This is a genomic window from Methylobacterium sp. J-118 (assembly GCF_057836565.1).
Window position 1 is genome coordinate 769,635 of sequence record NZ_JBYQFA010000001.1, and the last position, 18,363, is coordinate 787,997.

The 18,363-nt window shown below is 68.8% G+C and carries 14 protein-coding genes and 1 pseudogene; 12 read left to right on the plus strand and 3 right to left on the minus strand.

Annotation, left to right across the window (positions count from 1 at the left end; all coding sequences use genetic code 11):
- The first annotated feature begins 79 nt into the window (after positions 1 to 79).
- Both accC and aat read left to right on the plus strand, forming a co-directional pair.
- A complete protein-coding gene (accC, locus tag AC3IF3_RS03665) occupies positions 80 to 1,432 on the plus strand; it encodes an acetyl-CoA carboxylase biotin carboxylase subunit (protein ID WP_243966710.1) in 1,353 nt (450 codons plus the stop codon).
- A 79-nt stretch (positions 1,433 to 1,511) separates the two neighbouring features.
- Complete coding sequence (gene aat / locus AC3IF3_RS03670; RefSeq protein ID WP_243966708.1) at positions 1,512 to 2,195, plus strand: leucyl/phenylalanyl-tRNA--protein transferase; 684 nt, start codon at positions 1,512 to 1,514, stop codon at positions 2,193 to 2,195.
- Between the two features lie 4 nt (positions 2,196 to 2,199).
- Here the strand turns inward: aat and AC3IF3_RS03675 are convergent, their stop codons facing one another.
- Together AC3IF3_RS03675 and AC3IF3_RS03680 are read right to left on the minus strand one after the other, a co-directional pair.
- A complete protein-coding gene (locus AC3IF3_RS03675; protein WP_489227327.1) occupies positions 2,200 to 2,856 on the minus strand; it encodes a DUF2155 domain-containing protein in 657 nt (218 codons plus the stop codon).
- A 128-nt stretch (positions 2,857 to 2,984) separates the two neighbouring features.
- Positions 2,985 to 3,401 (minus strand): NADH:ubiquinone oxidoreductase subunit NDUFA12, encoded by a 417-nt coding sequence (locus AC3IF3_RS03680; protein ID WP_243966706.1) that lies wholly within the window; start codon positions 3,399 to 3,401, stop codon positions 2,985 to 2,987.
- 516 nt (positions 3,402 to 3,917) lie between these two features.
- Here AC3IF3_RS03680 and AC3IF3_RS03685 point away from each other — a divergent pair.
- From AC3IF3_RS03685 to AC3IF3_RS03695, 3 genes and pseudogenes are all read left to right on the plus strand, one after another.
- Positions 3,918 to 7,652, plus strand: coding sequence for a vitamin B12-dependent ribonucleotide reductase (locus tag AC3IF3_RS03685; RefSeq protein ID WP_489227329.1), 3,735 nt, complete (start codon positions 3,918 to 3,920; stop codon positions 7,650 to 7,652).
- Between the two features lie 252 nt (positions 7,653 to 7,904).
- Positions 7,905 to 8,117 (plus strand): annotated as a pseudogene (locus AC3IF3_RS03690) (ImmA/IrrE family metallo-endopeptidase); the annotation flags it as partial.
- A gap of 407 nt (positions 8,118 to 8,524) precedes the next feature.
- Positions 8,525 to 9,748: an L-dopachrome tautomerase-related protein gene (locus AC3IF3_RS03695; RefSeq protein WP_489227331.1), complete on the plus strand. Its 1,224-nt coding sequence runs from the start codon at positions 8,525 to 8,527 to the stop codon at positions 9,746 to 9,748.
- 15 nt (positions 9,749 to 9,763) lie between these two features.
- On the opposite strand, the gene AC3IF3_RS03700 is transcribed toward AC3IF3_RS03695, so the two are convergent.
- The gene (locus AC3IF3_RS03700) at positions 9,764 to 10,459 is read right to left on the minus strand and encodes a VIT1/CCC1 transporter family protein (RefSeq protein WP_489227332.1); all 696 of its coding nucleotides are present in this window, start codon (positions 10,457 to 10,459) and stop codon (positions 9,764 to 9,766) included.
- Positions 10,460 to 10,574: 115 nt separating this feature from the next.
- Between AC3IF3_RS03700 and AC3IF3_RS03705 the strand changes: the two genes are divergently transcribed.
- The 7 genes from AC3IF3_RS03705 to AC3IF3_RS03735 are packed head-to-tail and all read left to right on the plus strand — an operon-like array spanning position 10,575 to position 18,279.
- Positions 10,575 to 10,742 (plus strand): hypothetical protein, encoded by a 168-nt coding sequence (locus AC3IF3_RS03705; protein WP_489227333.1) that lies wholly within the window; start codon positions 10,575 to 10,577, stop codon positions 10,740 to 10,742.
- A gap of 10 nt (positions 10,743 to 10,752) precedes the next feature.
- Entirely contained in the window at positions 10,753 to 10,842 is a 90-nt protein-coding gene (locus AC3IF3_RS03710; RefSeq protein WP_238229089.1) for a K(+)-transporting ATPase subunit F, read from the plus strand.
- Positions 10,843 to 10,865: 23 nt separating this feature from the next.
- Complete coding sequence (kdpA, locus tag AC3IF3_RS03715; RefSeq protein WP_489227335.1) at positions 10,866 to 12,581, plus strand: potassium-transporting ATPase subunit KdpA; 1,716 nt, start codon at positions 10,866 to 10,868, stop codon at positions 12,579 to 12,581.
- A gap of 1 nt (position 12,582) precedes the next feature.
- On the plus strand, positions 12,583 to 12,774 hold the full coding sequence (locus tag AC3IF3_RS03720; RefSeq protein WP_243966700.1) for a hypothetical protein: 192 nt from the start codon (positions 12,583 to 12,585) through the stop codon (positions 12,772 to 12,774).
- 56 nt (positions 12,775 to 12,830) lie between these two features.
- Positions 12,831 to 14,921: a potassium-transporting ATPase subunit KdpB gene (gene kdpB / locus AC3IF3_RS03725; RefSeq protein WP_489227336.1), complete on the plus strand. Its 2,091-nt coding sequence runs from the start codon at positions 12,831 to 12,833 to the stop codon at positions 14,919 to 14,921.
- A gap of 22 nt (positions 14,922 to 14,943) precedes the next feature.
- Positions 14,944 to 15,549 carry a K(+)-transporting ATPase subunit C gene (locus AC3IF3_RS03730; protein WP_489227338.1) on the plus strand — a complete coding sequence of 202 codons (606 nt, stop codon included), beginning with the start codon at positions 14,944 to 14,946 and terminating at the stop codon, positions 15,547 to 15,549.
- An 18-nt stretch (positions 15,550 to 15,567) separates the two neighbouring features.
- Positions 15,568 to 18,279: an ATP-binding protein gene (locus AC3IF3_RS03735; protein WP_489227339.1), complete on the plus strand. Its 2,712-nt coding sequence runs from the start codon at positions 15,568 to 15,570 to the stop codon at positions 18,277 to 18,279.
- The last annotated feature ends 84 nt before the right edge of the window (positions 18,280 to 18,363 follow it).

The window sequence follows — 18,363 nt, forward strand, 5'->3', positions numbered from 1 at the left end:
CGCGCCTGGACGCCGCCGCATAACAAGAGGATAGAGCCTCCTGCGCGCTCCTGACCGCGCGGACGCCCTAACGGATCCGATGTTCGACAAGATCCTGATCGCGAACCGCGGCGAGATCGCCCTGCGCATCCTGCGGGCGGCGAAGGAGCTCGGGATCGCCACCGTGGCGGTCCACTCCACCGCCGACGCCGATGCGATGCACGTGCGGCTCGCCGACGAGAGCGTCTGCATCGGACCGCCGGCGGCGCGCGACAGCTACCTGAACATCCCCTCCATCATCGCGGCCTGCGAGATCACCGGGGCGGATGCGGTCCATCCGGGCTACGGCTTCCTGTCGGAGAATGCCCGCTTCGCCGAGGTGCTGGCCCACCACCAGATCGGTTTCATCGGCCCCAAGGCGCAGCACATCCGCACCATGGGCGACAAGATCGAGGCGAAGCGCACGGCGCTCAAGCTCGGGATCCCCTGCGTGCCGGGCTCGGACGGCGGCGTCGACGACCCGACTGACGCCAAGCGCGTGGCCGCCGAGATCGGCTACCCGGTCCTGGTCAAGGCTGCGGCGGGCGGCGGCGGCCGCGGCATGAAGGTCGCGCGCACCGAGGCCGAGCTGGAGCAGGCAATCGGCATGGCCAAGTCCGAGGCCAAGGCCGCCTTCGGCGACGACGCGGTCTATCTCGAGAAGTATCTGGAGAAGCCCCGCCACATCGAGGTGCAGGTTCTGGGCGACGGGCGCGGCGGCGCGGTGCACCTGGCCGAGCGCGATTGCTCGCTCCAGCGCCGCCACCAGAAGGTCTGGGAGGAAGGCGGCTCGCCCGCGCTCAACGAATCGATGCGCGCCGAGATCGGCGGCATCTGCGCCAACGCCATGAAGGAACTCGGCTATCTCGGCGCCGGCACCGTCGAGTTCCTGTACGAGGACGGGCGGTTCTACTTCATCGAGATGAACACCCGGATCCAGGTCGAGCACCCGGTCACCGAGATGATCACCGGCATCGACCTCGTGATCGAGCAGATCCAGGTGGCCTCGGGCGGTGCCCTCTCGGTGTCGCAGTCGGACATCAAGGTCGAGGGCCATGCCATCGAGTGCCGGATCAACGCCGAGCACCCGGAGACCTTCCGCCCCTCCCCGGGCGAGATCACCCACTACCACACGCCCGGCGGCCTCGGTGTCCGCGTCGATTCGGCTGCCTTCCAGGGCTACCGGATCCCGCCGCACTACGATTCCCTGATCGGCAAGCTGATCGTCCACGGCCGCACCCGCAACGAGTGCTTGATGCGATTGCGCCGGGCACTGGACGAGTTCGTGATCGACGGCATCGACACGACGCTGCCGCTGTTCCGCACCCTCGTCCGCAATGCGGACGTGCAGAACGGCCTCTACGACATCCATTGGCTGGAGCATTTCCTCGCCGATGGTGGCATGAAGGCCTGACCCCGAGCGGCCTCCCCCGCGGCGTGAAGGCCGCGTGAGCCCTCTGGTCTTCGGGCCGGCTCCGCGCGACACTCACCCCATGCACGACCCCACCCGCGTGGACATCACCCCCGAGATCCTGCTGAAGGCCTACGCGGCGGGCATCTTCCCGATGGCCGAGGACGCGCAGGACCCGACCCTCTACTGGGTCGAGCCCAAGGCGCGCGGCGTCCTGCCCCTCGACGCGTTCCGCGTGCCCCGGCGCCTCGCCCGGACGGTGCGGTCCGACCAGTTCGAGGTCCGGTGCGATACGGATTTCGACGGCGTGATCGACGGCTGCGCCGCGCCCCGCCGGGACAGCGAGCGCACCTGGATCAACGGCCGCATCCGCGAACTCTACGGCGCGCTCTACGACCTCGGGCACGTCCACACGGTGGAGGTCTATGCGGGCGACGACCGGCGGCTCGTGGGCGGCCTCTACGGCGTCTCCCTCGGGGCGGCGTTCTTCGGCGAGAGCATGTTCCACGAGGTCCGCGACGCCTCGAAGGTCGCCCTGGTCCACCTGATGGGACGCCTGCGCGCCGGGCGGTACCGGTTGGCCGACACGCAGTTCGTGACGGAGCACCTCACGCAGTTCGGCGCGGAGGAACTGCCGCGCCACGTCTACAAGCGGCGCCTTGCCGATGCCCTCGACCACGTGGCCGACTGGCATGTCTGGCCCGGCGACGGCTCGGTGCCGGGCGCCCGGGTGCTGGAAGCCTTAGGCGCCGACGACGGGGCTTAGCGCCTCAGCGGAACAGCGCGTCGAACAGGTTCTGCGGCTGCGGCGGGGGCGCAGGGGCCGGTGCCGGGCCCTCGTTCGACGGGAAGAACTTGCGCGAGGGCTTCTGGCGCGGCTGGACCGGCACGCCGCGCGGCGCCTCGACATCCACCTGGCCGGCGGCGTTGATCTGCTGCGCGGTCTTGGTCGCGTCCTTGTTCGCGCGCTTGGTCTTCTCGGGCTTGGTCGCGACGGCGGGGATGTCCTCCTGCTCCTTCGCTTCGGCGATCACGTCGCTGCCGCCTTTGCAGTCGACCAGCCAGACGTCGTAGATCGGATGCTCGATCGCGTGCAGGCCGGGGCTCGACGCGAACATCCACCCGGTGAAGATCCGGCGATACTTGTTGTCGAGGGTGACCTCGTCGACTTCGAGGAAGGCCGTGGTCTTGGCGCTCTCGGTCGGGGGCCGCGTGTAGCAGACCCGCGGGGTGAGCTGCAGCGCGCCGAACTGGACGGTCTCATCCACCGCGACCTCGAAGGACACGATCCGGCCGGTGATCTTGTCGAGGCCGGAGAAGACAGCGGTCGGGTTCTTGATCTTGTCGGCCGCGGCCGGGCCGGCCCAGAGGGCGAGCGCGAAGCTCGGGACGAGCGCGCGGCGTGCAAGGGCTGTGATGCGGCTCAAGGCTCGAACCCCGGAACGAGGGTGGCCGTCCGCGCCGTCGGACTGCGCGGCGGGCGGTCGGGATGGGTTCGCCTTGAACACCGGAACGGTGGCGGCAAAAGGGCGCTTCGAGGCCGGGGTCGGCCGCGCTACTCGCCCGGCGTCCAGGACACGTAATCGCCGGTCGCGGCGGGCCGCTGCCCCCAGGACAGCTGCGAGCCCTGCGGCCGGTAGGCGTTCGGCGTCCCGGTCTGGTTCTCCAGATGCGGCTTCTGCCAGGCGTGGGGCGTGTAGTTCTCCTCGCTCGGCGCGAGGTCGACGTTGTGGCACAGCCAGCCGCGCCAGCCGGGCGGCACCTTCGAAGCGTCGGCGTAGCCGTTGTAGACCACCCAGCGCCGCTCGGAGCCGACCGAGCGGTCGATCAGCGCCCCTTCCGCCTTGTAGTACTTGTTCCCGAAATCGTCCTCGCCGACGAAGATGCCGGTCCGTGCGGTCTGGAGCGCTAGGGAGACGGTCTGGCCGTTCCACCACGTGAAGACGCGCAGCAAAGTGTCCTTCAGCGCCATCGTCGGTCCCGGAATCGTGCCGCGCCGCCAGGACGCTGTCCGGGGTCGTTATGGTGGTCGTGCGCGCACGAGTCCAGCCACGTGGTCCAACTGTCGCCCCGCGGCCACGCCCAACCCCGGCGATACCCGGGTGCTTCGCGAACTGCGATAAACTGTCTCCACTTCTGGGTGTGGAGCAAAAATTTTCCCGACCCGATTCTGGAATACCGGAAGGACACTTATCGAGTCCCGCCCGGATATCCACAGGTTTTTGGGAGCCGGCACAACATCTAGCGGGGAACCGAGGCTTCACACACCACTTGTTGACGTGAGAACGCGGACGGCGGTAAGGTCCCTCCATCGGTCGCGCCGCCCCTGTGGTGTTATTCGGCAGGTTCGACCAACCTTAATTCACGTTTGCGGATCCGACTGCCGCCCGTTCCAGGGATACGGCCGGATTCGCCCCCATCATCGGGCCAACATCCCCGCCTCCAGCGGGGCCGGGACCGTCGTGTCCCGTCGGGAGAGGTGTGTTTCATGCGGTTCGAGCGTCGCTACACCACGGCCGGGCAATCGCCTTATGCCGGTATCCCGTTCCGGAAGGCGCTGAGCGAGATCCGCAATCCGGATGGATCGGTGGTGTTCCGCCTGGACGGCATCGACGTGCCCGAGAGCTGGAGCCAGGTGGCGAGCGACGTGCTCGCGCAGAAATACTTCCGCAAGGCCGGTATCCCGGCCCGGCTCCGCCGCATCGAGGAGAACGCGGTCCCGTCCTTCCTCTGGCGGTCGGTGCCGGACGAGGCGGCGCTCGCCGCGCTCCCCGAGGAGGAGCGGTTCGTCTCCGAATCCTCCGCCACCCAGGTGTTCGACCGGCTCGCCGGCTGCTGGACCTACTGGGGCTGGAAGGGTGGCTACTTCTCGTCCGAGGAGGACGCCTCGGCCTTCCTGGACGAGCTGCGCTTCATGCTCGCCCGGCAGATGGTAGCGCCGAACTCGCCGCAATGGTTCAACACCGGCCTGCACTGGGCCTACGGCATCGATGGCCCGAGCCAGGGGCACTATTACTGCGATCCGCACACGGGCGCGCTGACCAAGTCGGCCTCGGCCTACGAGCACCCGCAGCCGCACGCCTGTTTCATCCAGTCGGTCCAGGACGACCTCGTCAACGAGGGCGGCATCATGGACCTGTGGGTGCGGGAGGCGCGCCTGTTCAAGTACGGCTCCGGCACCGGCTCGAACTTCTCGCATCTCCGGGCCGAGAACGAGAAACTCGGCGGCGGCGGCAAGTCGTCGGGCCTGATGAGCTTCCTCAAGATCGGCGACCGGGCGGCCGGCGCGATCAAGTCCGGCGGCACCACCCGACGCGCCGCCAAGATGGTGATCGTCGACATCGACCACCCGGACATCGAGGCCTTCATCGATTGGAAGGTCAAGGAAGAGCAGAAGGTCGCCGCCCTGGTGACCGGCTCGAAGGTCGTCTCCAAGCACTTGAGCTTGGTGATGAAGGCCTGCACCCAGTGCGAAGCCGAGGGCGATGCCTGCTTCGACGCGGAGCGCAACCCGGCCCTCAAGCGCGAGATCAAGGCTGCGCGCCGCGCCTCCGTGCCGGACGCCTTTATCAAGCGCGTGGTGCAGTTCGCCCGGCAGGGCTTCACCAAGATCGACTTCCCCGTCTACGACACCGACTGGGATTCGGAGGCCTATCTCACGGTCGCCGGCCAGAACTCCAACAACTCGGTCTCGCTGACCGACGACTTCCTGCGCGCCGTCGAGGCGGATGCGGACTGGCGGCTAACGGCGCGCACCACCGGCAAGGTCACCAAGACCCTGAAGGCCAGGGAGCTGTGGGAGCGGATCGGCGAGGCCGCCTGGGCCTCAGCGGATCCGGGCCTGCACTTCAACACCACGATGAACGACTGGCACACCTGTCCGGCGGGCGGGCGGATCCGGGCCTCGAACCCGTGCTCCGAGTACATGTTCCTCGACGACACCGCCTGCAATCTCGCCTCGGCGAACCTGCTGACGATGTACGATCGGGAGACCAAGCGCTTCGACGTGGACGCCTTCGAGCACCTGAACCGCCTCTGGACGGTGGTGCTCGAGATCTCCGTAATGATGGCGCAGTTCCCCTCGAAGGAGATCGCGGAGCTGTCCTACCGCTACCGGACCCTCGGCCTCGGCTACGCCAATATCGGCGGCCTGCTGATGACCATGGGCCTGCCCTACGATTCCGACGCGGGCCGGGCGCTGGCCGGCGCGCTCACCGCGATCATGACCGGAATCGCCTATGCCACCTCGGCCGAGATGGCCGCGGAACTCGGCACCTTCCCGGGCTATGACGAGAACGCCGATGCGATGCTGCGGGTCATCCGCAACCACCGCCGGGCCGCCCACGGCGAGACCGCGGGCTACGAGTTCCTCAACGTCGCCCCGGTCGCCCTCGACCATGCCAACATCCCGCAGGCGGATCTGGGCGACCATGCCCGGGCGGCCTGGGACAAGGCGCTGAGGCTCGGCGAGGCGCACGGTTACCGCAACGCCCAGGCCACCGTGATCGCGCCGACCGGCACGATCGGGCTGGTGATGGATTGCGACACGACCGGGATCGAGCCCGACTTCGCCCTGGTGAAGTTCAAGAAGCTCGCCGGCGGCGGCTACTTCAAGATCATCAACCAGGCGGCGCCCGACGCCCTGCGGTCGCTCGGCTACCGGGAATCCGAGATCGCCGAGATCGAAGCCTACGCGGTCGGCCACGGCTCGATGGGCCAGGCGCCGGCGATCAACCCGACGACCCTGCGCGCCAAAGGGTTCCCCGACGACAAGATCGCCGCGGTGGAGAAGGGGCTGAAGTCGGCCTTCGACATCAAGTTCGTGTTCAACCGCTGGACGCTCGGCGACGACTTCCTCACCCAGATCCTCAACGTGCCGGCGGAGAAGCTCGCGGACCCGACTTTCGAGCTGCTGCCGTTCCTCGGCTTCACGAAAAAGGACATCGAAGTCGCCAACACCCATATCTGCGGGGCGATGACGCTGGAGGGCGCGCCCTTCCTCAAGCTCGAGCATTACGCGGTGTTCGACTGCGCCAACCCGTGCGGCCGGATCGGCAAGCGCTACCTCTCGGTGGAGAGCCACATCCACATGATGGCGGCGGCGCAGCCCTTCATCTCGGGGGCGATCTCCAAGACCATCAACATGCCCAACGACGCCACGGTGGAGGATTGCAAGGCGGCCTACCTGCTGTCCTGGCGCCTCGCCCTCAAGGCGAACGCCCTCTACCGCGACGGCTCGAAGCTGTCGCAGCCGCTGAACTCGGCCCTGATCGTCGACGAGGACGACGAGGCCGACGACGCCCTGGAGGCCGTGCTGCAGGCGCCGGCCGCGGCCCGGGCCGCCCAGGTCGCGGAGAAGATCGTCGAGCGGGTGATCGAGCGGGTGGAACGGATCCGTTCCCGTGAGAAGCTCCCGACCCGGCGCAAGGGCTACACCCAGAAGGCGGTGGTCGGCGGCCACAAGGTCTATCTGCGCACCGGCGAGTACGACGACGGGCGCCTCGGCGAGATCTTCATCGACATGCACAAGGAGGGCGCGACCTTCCGAAGCCTGATGAACAACTTCGCCATCGCGATCTCGCTCGGGCTCCAGTACGGCGTGCCGCTGGAGGAGTACGTGGAGGCCTTCACCTTCACGCGGTTCGAGCCGGCGGGCTTCGTGCAGGGCAACGACGCGATCAAGAACGCCACCTCACTCCTCGACTACGTGTTCCGGGAGCTGGCGGTGTCGTATCTCGGCCGCGCCGACCTCGCCCATGTCAGCCCCTCCGAGATCGGCGGGACGGTGATCGGCGGCGGCGAGAGCGGCGACACGACCCGCGAGGGTCCCAAGCCCGCCCCGGCGTCCTCGGTCGTCTCCCGGGGCCTGCTCCGGGGCTCGGCCGACCGGCTTACCCTGATCCAGGGCGGCCCGGCCGGGGCGAGCCTCGGCGTCGGGGCGGCGAGCGCCGGCCAGACGACGCCGGCCGGCGGCACGGTCCACGCGATCCGCGGCAGCACGGCGCTGAAGGCGGAGCTAGAGGCCTCAAAGGTTGAGGAGGTTAGCTTTGGTTTCTCTCCGCCCGGTCAGGAGGCCCCTAATTCAGTTGCTTCGCGTCGGGCCGAGGCAAGGTTGAAAGGATATGTCGGCGAATCTTGCCCCGAATGCGCTAACTTTACTCTGGTTCGGAATGGAACTTGCTTGAAGTGCGATACGTGCGGTAGTACTACCGGTTGCTCTTAAATTTAGGACTGCCGCTTGTTTAGTGATAGACGAGCAAAATTCAGAGCCTTCGCCACGATTGAACAAATCGCGGCGAAGGCTCGAAAGTTTGGTGATATAGAGCATCAGCTTAACCCAAATATTGCTGACTTCATCAAAAATTTCCAATTTAAAAAATCTAACATAAAGCTAGTTTTAAATTTACATGAAGAGTATGAAAACGGCATCGAAGCGTTCGTCAAAGCTTCGCTTGGCCATGACACGATTTTGAGCGTGAGACGCGATATATGGCGCGCTGCCGAACAAAATCTTGCGCAGGCCAGGTTTGTTTTGGCTCACGAGCTTGGTCATGTCTTGATGCATTCTCATGACAAGATGGCATTCACAGAATCTGACGACTCAATCCTAAGAGCAGTTGAGCGAGAAGAGAGAACTGAGCCGCAGGCAAATGATTTTGCAGACGTCTTTTTGACTCCGGAGCCGATGCTTCGAGGGGTAGTATCGGCAGACGAAATCGAATACTTATTCAACGTTCCAATGGATTGCGCTCAAAGGCGCGCTGAATATATAGCTGATAAGCGGCGCCGATCGAAATTAGCAAACCATGTTGGCGAGCTTTGCCCGGAATGTGCGAACTTCACGCTGGTCCGGAACGGCACCTGCCTGAATTGCGACACATGTGGGTTCACGACTGACCACTGGTAGCCGCTCGGAGCGACGGTGACGGCTCGGCGCCACAGCCGGGGGCCGGCTTCGGCACGCACAATTAATGGTCGCTAGTGTTCACGCGGCTGACCGCGCCCGAGAGGCGGCCGCGGACGGCACAGCCGATAGCTCCCGGGACCCCCGCGCCCGCTGACGCGTTGCCCCGCCGAATCCCAGGAGTGTGCACAATGACGTCTTCCGCCGGCATCCGTTTCGGACTCGCCCTCTCGCTGATGTCCGGCGTGGCCAGTCTGCCGACGCTCGCCTCGGCCCAGGATCGGACCCCCGGGCAGGGGTCTGCCGCCGGGCAAGCGCCGCTCACCAAGATCGCGAGCTTCGAGCATCAGGTCACCGGCATCACCGTGAGCCGGGACGGGCGCATGTTCGTCAACTTTCCCCGCTGGAGCGAGGACGCCCCCGTCTCCGTGGCCGAGTTGAAGGACGGCAAGCCGGTGCCCTTCCCGGATGCCGGGTGGAACAGCTGGCGCAACGCGAAGGCCGACACGGTCGATCCGAAGACCCATTTCGTCTGCGTGCAGAGCGTCGTCGCCGACCAGCAGGACCGCCTCTGGGTGGTCGATGCCGCGGCCCCCGCGATGGCCCACGTGATCAAGGACGGGCCGAAGCTCGTCGGGATCGATCTGAAAACCAACCAGGTCGTGAAGACCATCCGGTTCGACAGCAGCACCGTGCTGCAGGCGTCCTACATCAACGACGTGCGCATCGCGCCGGACGGGAAGACCGCCTACCTCACCGATTCCGGCGCCGAGGGCGCGCTGATCGTAGTCGATCTCGACAGCGGATCGGCCAAGCGCCTGCTCTCGGGCCACGCCTCGACGATGCCGGACACGAGCGTGACCGTGCAGTACGACGGCAAGCCCCTGCGCCGCCCGGACGGGCGCGGCGTCGACTTCGCGGCGGACGGCATTGCCCTCTCGCCGGACGGCAAGACGCTGTACTGGCAGGCGATCAAGGGCAAGACGCTCTACAGCCTGCCGACCGATGCGCTCACCGGCTGGGCGACCGCGTCCTTCGTGCCCGAGTCGCTCAGCGACCGGACGCTAAGCGGCAAGATCGTCACCGTCGGTGAGAACGGCCCCGCCGACGGCCTGATGATCTCCCGCAAGGACGGCCGGATGTACGTGACGTCGCCGCAGGACAACGCCGTGAAGGTCCGCGACCTCTCCCGTACCGGAGCGGGCCTGACGACGCTGGTCCAGGATCCGCAGCTGCGGTGGCCGGACACGTTCAGCGAGGGGCCGGACGGCACGGTCTACGTGACGACGTCGCACATCCAGGATTCCGCGGACTACAAGCCCGGCGCACCGATCAGCCTTCCGACGGAACTCTGGGCGATCAAGCCGAGCCAGGGCGATGTAACCGGATCGACCGGGGCCGGCACCGCACGCTGACGCGGTTTGTCCGCGTCAGACGGCCTTGCCGACGAGGCTGCCGATCCCCGCGGTGACCGCCATGGCGAGCGCCCCCCAGAAGGTCACGCGGGCCGTGGCCCGGACCAGGGGGGCGCCGCCCGCCTTGGCGCCCAGGGCGCCGAGGACAGCCAGGAACACCAGCGAGGCGGCCGACACCCTGTAGGCCGCTGACGCTCCGGGGGCGAGCGCCGCCACCAGCAGCGGCAGGGCCGCGCCGGCTGAGAAAGTCGCCGCCGAGGTCAGCGCCGCCTGAACCGGGCGCGCCGTCGTGACTTCCGAGATGCCGAGCTCGTCACGGGCATGGGCGCCGAGCGCGTCCTTGGCCATGAGCTGATCAGCGACCTGCCGGGCCAGCGCCGGGTCGAGGCCCCGATCGATGTAGATCCGGGCGAGTTCCTCTCGCTCCGCCGCCGGATCGGCCGCAAGCTCGCCGCGCTCCCGGTCGAGGTCGGCCCGTTCGGTATCGGCCTGCGAACTCACCGAGACGTACTCGCCGGCGGCCATGGACATGGCGCCGGCCACAAGCCCGGCGGATCCCGCGACCAGGATCTCGCTGGGATTGGCGGCGGAGGCGGCGACCCCGACGATCAGGCTGGCGGTGGAGACGAGGCCGTCATTGGCCCCGAGGACGGCGGCGCGCAGCCAGCCAATCCGGTCGATGAGATGACGCTCGGTATGGACGGGGCGCATGATCGTCGAGGTCCTTGCAGGGGCGGGATGCGGGCCGGGATCGCGCGGACCGCCGCAGGCAGCCGATCCTAACACGGCCCTTATGCGGAGGGCCCTGGCCCGCGCTCGAACCCTAATGCGGTTTCCGGCCACAATACCGCCTGGCCAAGGCCGGGCGCGGCGCTTCCGCGGCCGGTCCGCCGAACCGGAGCGGATCGCCATGCTCGACATCGTCTTCATCGCCGGGGCGCTCGCCTTCTTCGGCCTCGCCGAGGGCTACGCCGTCCTCTGCGAACGCCTCTGAGGGGCCCGTCATGACCTTCGACCTCGCCCTCGGCGCCCTCGTGACGGCCGGGCTCCTCGTCTACCTCACCTACGCCCTCGTCCGCCCCGAGCGGTTCTGAGCGGCCCTCGTGGACCTCCTCCCATGACCCTCAACGGCTGGATCCAGATCGCGCTCTACTGCGCGGTCGTGCTGGCGCTCGTGAAGCCCCTCGGGTCGTACATGACCCGCGTCTTCACGGGAGAGCGCACCCTCCTCTCGCCCGTGCTCGGCCCCGTCGAGCGCGGGCTCTACCGTGTGTCGGGCATCGACGCCCGGCAGGAGCAGCACTGGCTCGCCTATACGGGCGCGGTCATCCTGTTCCACGTGCTGGGCTTCGCCGTCCTCTACGCGATCCTGCGCCTGCAGGCGGTCCTGCCGCTCAACCCGGCCGATCAGGCCGCGGTGGCGCCGGACCTCGCGTTCAACACCGCGACCAGCTTCATCACCAACACCAACTGGCAGTCCTACGGCGGCGAGACCACGCTCTCGTACCTGTCCCAAATGGTCGGGCTGACGCACCAGAACTTCCTGTCGGCGGCCACCGGCATCGCGGTGGCGGTGGCGCTGATCCGGGGCTTCGCCCGGGCCTCCACCGGCACGATCGGCTCGTTCTGGGTCGATGTCACCCGGGCGACCCTCTACGTGCTGCTGCCGATCTGCGTGCCCTACACGCTGTTCCTGGTCTGGCAGGGCATGCCGCAGACGTTCAGCGCCTACGCTGATGCGACGACGCTGGAGGGTGCGCACCAGACCATCGCGCTGGGGCCGGTGGCCAGCCAGGTGGCGATCAAGATGCTCGGCACCAACGGCGGCGGGTTCTTCAACGCCAACGCCGCGCACCCGTTCGAGAACCCCACCGCCCTGTCGAACTTCGTCCAGATGGTCTCGATCTTCGTGATCGGCGCCGCGCTCACCAACGTCTTCGGCCGGATGGTCGGCGACGAGCGCCAGGGCTGGGCGATCCTGGGCGCCATGGGCGTGCTGTTCCTGGCTGGCGTGTGGGTCACCTACTGGGCCGAAGCCAACGGCAGCTCGGTCCTCAACGGCCTGGGTCTCACCGGCGGCAACATGGAGGGCAAGGAGACGCGCTTCGGCATCGCGGCCTCGGCGCTGTTCGCGGTGATCACAACCGCGGCCTCCTGCGGCGCCGTCAACGCCATGCACGATTCGTTCACGGCGCTGGGCGGCCTGATCCCGCTCATCAATATGCAGCTCGGCGAGATCATCATCGGCGGCGTCGGCGCCGGCCTCTACGGCATGCTGATCTTCGTGATCGTGGCGATCTTCGTGGCGGGCCTGATGGTTGGCCGCACCCCCGAATACCTCGGCAAGAAGATCGAGGCCAAGGAGGTGAAGATGGCCATGCTCGGCATCCTGTGCCTGCCCCTGATGATGCTGGGCTTCACCGCGCTGGCGACCGTGCTGCCGGCCGGGCTCGCCGGCCCGGCCAATGCCGGCCCGCACGGCTTCTCGGAGATCCTCTACGCCTACACGTCGGCGGCGGCCAATAACGGCTCGGCCTTCGGCGGTCTGTCCGCCAACACGCTGTTCTACAACAGCACCTTGGCCATCGGGATGCTGGTGGGTCGGTTCTTCGTGAAGATCCCGGTTCTGGCCATCGCGGGCTCGCTCGCCGCCAAGAAGACGGTCCCGGCCTCGGCGGGCACGTTCCCGACCCATGGCGGCCTGTTCGTCGGTCTCCTCGTCGGCGTGATCCTGATCATCGGCGGCCTGACGTTCTTCCCGTCCCTGGCGCTCGGCCCCGTGGTCGAGCACCTCGCGGGCGCGGCCGGCCAGACCTTCGCGACGGGGGGCTGAGATGCCGCGCGCCCTCCCGTCCCGGCGCATGCCGCGCCACCACCTCGTGCTGCACCGGCAACCGCAGCGGCCCGGGCGCGCACCGCCGGTGCGGACTTCGGACCTGGTGCTGGCGCTCCTCGGCGTCGTGCTGCTCGGCGGGTTCGCCCTCCTGGCCGCGATCGCGCTGACCACCGGCACCCTCGTTCCCTGACCAAGACAGCGCCCGGCGCGCCGCGCCGGGCTCCCTCACCGCTTCGGACATCATCCATGTCTCGTCAGACGTCATCCCTGTTCAGCGCCGCCCTGGTCGGGCCGGCCCTCCTCGGCTCGGTCAGGAAGCTCGATCCCCGCGCCATGATCCGCAACCCGGTCATGTTCGTGGTGGAGGTCGTGGCGGCGCTGACCACCGTGCTGTTCGCCCGCGACCTCGTCACCGGGGGCAACGACCTCGCCTTCTCCGGCCAGATCATCCTCTGGTTGTGGTTCACCCTGATCTTCGCCAACTTTGCCGAGGCGCTCGCCGAGGGCCGCGGCAAGGCCCAGGCCGACAGCCTGCGGCGCACCCGCACCGAGATGACCGCCAAGCGCCTCAAGGGGCCGGGCGGGGGCTACGAGACGGTGCCCGGCACGACCCTCAAGGTCGGCGACGTCGTCCTGGTCGAGGCCGGCGATCTGATCCCCTCCGACGGCGAGGTGATCGAGGGCGTCGCCTCGGTGAACGAGGCCGCCATCACCGGCGAATCGGCCCCGGTGATCCGCGAATCCGGCGGCGACCGCTCCGCCGTGACCGGCGGCACGCAGGTGCTCTCCGACCAGATCAAGGTCCGCATCACCGCGGCCGCGGGCTCGACCTTCGTCGACCGGATGATCGCCCTGGTCGAGGGTGCCTCCCGGCAGAAGACCCCGAACGAGATCGCCCTCAACATCCTGCTCGCCGGGCTGACCCTCGTGTTCGTCTTCGCGGTGGCCTCGATCCCGAGCTTCGCCAGCTATGCGGGTGGCGCGATCCCGGTGATCGTGCAGGTCGCCCTGTTCGTCACCCTGATCCCGACCACCATCGGTGCCCTGCTCTCGGCCATCGGCATCGCCGGCATGGACCGGCTGGTGCGCTTCAACGTGCTCGCCATGTCGGGCCGGGCCGTCGAGGCGGCGGGCGACGTCGACACGCTGCTCCTCGACAAGACCGGCACGATCACCCTGGGCAACCGGCAGGCGACCGAGTTCCGCCCGGTCTCCGGGGTCTCGGAGCAGGAACTGGCCGACGCGGCGCAACTCGCCTCCCTGGCGGACGAGACCCCCGAGGGCCGCTCCATCGTGGTCCTCGCCAAGGAGACGTATGGCATCCGCGCCCGCGACATGGCCGGGCTTAACGCCACCTTCGTGCCGTTCACCGCGCAGTCGCGGATGTCCGGCGTGGATCTCAACGGGGCCTCGATCCGCAAAGGCGCCGTGGAGGCCGTGATCGCCTCGCTCGCCGCGCAGCCCATGGCGAGCCGGGGCTCGAACGCCGCCCTCGCCTTCCAGCCCGATCCGGAATCACGCGTGGTCGGCGAGATCCGCGCCATCGCGGAAACGATCGCCAAGGCCGGCGGCACGCCCCTGGCCGTCGCCCGCGACAGCCGGTTGCTCGGAATCGTCTACCTGAAGGACATCGTGAAGGGTGGCATCCGCGAGCGCTTCGCGGAGCTGCGGCGGATGGGCATCCGCACGGTGATGATCACCGGCGACAACCCGATGACCGCGGCGGCCATCGCGGCGGAAGCCGGCGTCGACGACTTCCTCGCCCAGGCCACACCCGAGGACAAGCTGGCGCTGATCCGCAAGGAGCAGGCCGAGGGCAAGCTCGTCGCCATGTGCGGCGACGGCACCAACGACGCCCCGGCGCTGGCCCAGGCCGATGTCGGCGTCGCCATGAACACCGGTACGGTGGCGGCCCGCGAGGCCGGCAACATGGTCGACCTCGACAGCGATCCCACCAAGCTCATCGAGATCGTCGGCATCGGCAAGCAGTTGCTGATGACCCGCGGCGCGCTGACGACCTTCTCGATCGCCAACGACGTGGCCAAATACTTCGCCATCATCCCGGCGATGTTCCTGACGCTCTACCCGCAGCTGCAGGCGCTGAACGTCATGCATCTCGCCTCGCCGCAGAGCGCGATCCTGTCGGCGATCATCTTCAACGCGCTGATCATCGTGGCCCTGATCCCGCTGGCGCTCCGCGGCGTGACCTACCGGGCCGTGGGCGCGGCCGCGCTTCTGCGCCGCAACCTCCTGATCTACGGGCTCGGCGGCGTGATCGTGCCCTTCATCGGCATCAAGGCCATCGACCTCGCCGTTACCGCCCTGCGCCTCGCTTGAACCGGTCCCTGGGAGACCCGCCATGCTCAAACAGATCCGCCCCGCCCTGGTCCTCCTCACCGCGCTCACGGTGGTCACCGGGCTCGCCTACCCCCTCGCCATGACCGGCCTCGCTGGGGTCATCTTCCCGGCCAAAGCCGCCGGCAGCCTGATCGAGCGCGACGGCACGATCGTCGGCTCCCGCCTGATCGGGCAGACCTTCGCGGGCGCCGGCTATTTCCACGGGCGGCCCTCGGCTACGACAGCACCCGACCCGGCCGACGCCTCGAAGACGGTGCCGGCGCCCTACAACGCGGCGAACTCCTCGAGTTCGAACCTCGGCCCGACCAGTGCCGCGCTGGCCGAGCGGGTCAAGGGCGACCTCGACACCCTGAAGGCGGAGAACGCGGCCACCCCGGTGCCGGTCGATCTCGTCACCACCAGCGGGTCCGGCCTCGATCCGGAGATCTCGCCGCAGGCCGCCGACTTCCAGATTCCCCGCATCGCCAAGGCCCGGAACCTGCCGGAGGACAGGCTGCGCGAACTCGTCGCGTCCCACGTCGAGGGCCGCACCCTCGGGCTCCTCGGCGAGCCGCGCGTCAACGTCCTGGCACTGAACCTCGCCCTCGAGGATCTCGTCCGCCGCTGAGCGGCGTATAGGGGGATCATGCCTGAGACCGGCCGCGACCCGAACCGCCCCTCCCCCGACGCCCTGCTCGAAGCGGCGCGCCGGGAAGAACGGACGCTCGGCCGGCTCAAGGTGTTCCTCGGGGCCGCCCCCGGCATCGGCAAGACCTACGAGATGCTGACCATCGGGCGGGCCCGGCTGAAGGCCGGGACCGACGTGGTCATCGGGGTCGTTGAGACCCATGGCCGGGCCGAGACTGAGGCCCTGCTCGACGGGTTCGCGGTGATCCCCCGCCGGGCGGTGCCCTATCACGGCGCCGTGCTGGAGGAGATGGACCTCGACGCCCTGCTCGCCCGCCGGCCGGCCCTGGCGCTGGTCGACGAACTCGCCCACACCAACGCGCCGGGCTCGCGCCACCCGAAGCGTTATCAGGATGTCGAGGAACTGCTCGACGCCGGCATCGACGTCTACACCACGCTCAACATCCAGCACGTCGACAGCCTCAACGACGTCGTGGCGCAGATCACCCGCATCCGCGTGCGCGAGACCGTCCCGGACGGCATCCTCGACCGGGCGGACGATATTGAGGTGGTCGACCTCAACCCGGACGACCTGATCCAGCGCCTGAAGGACGGCAAGGTCTACGTCCCGACGAATGCCGAGCGCGCCCTGAAGCATTACTTCTCGCGCGGCAACCTGACCGCCCTGCGGGAACTGGCGCTGCGTCGCACGGCGGACCGGGTCGACGACGAACTCCTCGGCCACATGCGGGCCAACGCCATCGCCGGGCCCTGGGCGGCGGGCGAGCGGGTGCTGGTCTGCGTGAACGAGGACCCCCGCTCGGCCGGCCTCGTGCGCTACGCCAAGCGCCTTGCCGACCGCCTGCACGCCCCGTGGACGGCGCTGTCGATCGAGGGCGCCCGCGCGGCGTCCCTGCGGGAGGCGGAGCGTGACCGGATCGCCGAGGCCCTGCGCTTGGCCGACCGGCTCGGGGGGGACGCCGTGACCCTGCCCGGCGGCCGGCGCCTGGCCGACGACGTGATCGACTACGCCCGCTCGGCGAACGTGAACCACATCGTCGTGGGCAAGGCGAACCGGTCGTGGCTATTCGAGCTCGTCAACGGCTCGGTGGTGCACGACCTCGTGCGCCGCAGCGGCAATATCAGCGTGCATGTGGTGCCCGGGGAGGCCGTTCCGGATGAGAGACAGCCCCTCCGCACCGTCACGGCGGCGGCGCCGCGGACCGGCTTCGCCGTCCGGCCCTACGGCATCGCGATCGTCGCCATCGCGGTCGGACTCGGCGCCGCGCTCCTGGCACAGCCCTATGCGGGCGTGGAGAATGCCGACCTGTTCCTGTTGACCGCCGTCGTGGCGGTGCGGTCGGGCCTCGGGCCGGCCCTGGCGGCCGTCCTGGCGGCCTCGCTGGCCTACAACTTCTTCTTCCTTCCGCCGGTCTACACGTTCACGATCGCCGACCCGACCAACGTCGCGGCCTTCCTACTCTTCACCCTGGTGGCGGTCCTGGTCTCGAACCTCGCCGCCCGGACCCGGCGGATCGCGATGGTCAGCCAGGGCCGCGCCCGGGCGACGGAGCGCCTGTTCGGCTTCTCCCGGAAGCTTGCCGCCTGCGGGACGCTCGACGACGTGCTCTGGGCCACCTGCGCCCAGGTGGCGGCGATGCTCAGGGTCCGCGTCGTCCTCCTCCTGCCCGACGGCAAGGCCGTCACGGTCCATGCCGGCTACCCGCCGGAGGACCGGCTCGACGCGGCCGACGTCGCGGCGGCCCAGTGGGCCTTCGACAACGACCGGCCCGCCGGCCGCGGTGCCGACACCCTGCCGGGGGCCAAGCGCCTGTTCCTGCCGATGCGCACCGGGCGCGGCACGATCGGGGTGATCGGCCTCGATGCAGACGGGACCGGACCGATCCTGACGCCCGAGGCCCGACGCCTGCTCGATGCCCTGGCCGACATGGGTGCGCTCGCCATCGAACGCGTGCGGCTCGTGGAGGATCTCGACCGCGCCGAGCGCGCCGCCGAGACCGACCGGCTGCGCCAGGCGCTGCTCACCTCCATCAGCCACGACCTGCGCACACCGCTGGCCTCGGTCCTGGGGGCGGCGAGCACGCTGCGCGACCTCGACGCCGCCCTGCCGCCCGAGGCGAAGGCGGAGCTGCTCGGCACGATCATCGAGGAGGCGGAGCGGCTCAACCGCTTCATCGCCAACCTGCTCGATATGACCCGCCTCGAGGCCGGGGCGGTGGCGCCGAATCTGTCGGCGCAGGACATCGGCGAGACGGTCGATACCGCCCTGCGGCGGACGCAGACGATCCTGGCCGGCCATCGCGTCACCGTGGACATTGCCCCCGACCTGCCGGCCCTGGCGCTCGATCCGGTGCTGTTCGAGCAGGTCCTGGTCAACCTCCTCGACAACGCGGCCAAGTATGCCCCTGAGGGCTCGACCGTGACGATCCGGGCGCTGCGCGGGGGGGCCGAGCTGCGCATCGCGGTTCTGGACGAGGGCGACGGCCTGCCGGATGCCGACCTCGAGCGGGTGTTCGACAAGTTCTACCGGGCCCGCAAGGGCGACCGGGTCCGGGCCGGGACCGGCCTGGGTCTGGCGATCTCCCGCGGCTTCGTCGAAGCGATGGGTGGCACGGTCACGGCCGCGAACCGGCGCGACCGCAGCGGCGCCTGCTTCACCATCACCCTCCCGGTCCCGGCCCGGAGCGCGCCGAAGGACGTCGCCGCCTGACGCGCACGGTGATGCCGGGCGCGGCGAACTGGACAGTACGCTCCGGCCGGCGGCGCTACCCGCCCGCCGGGGGCGCGCCGCGCT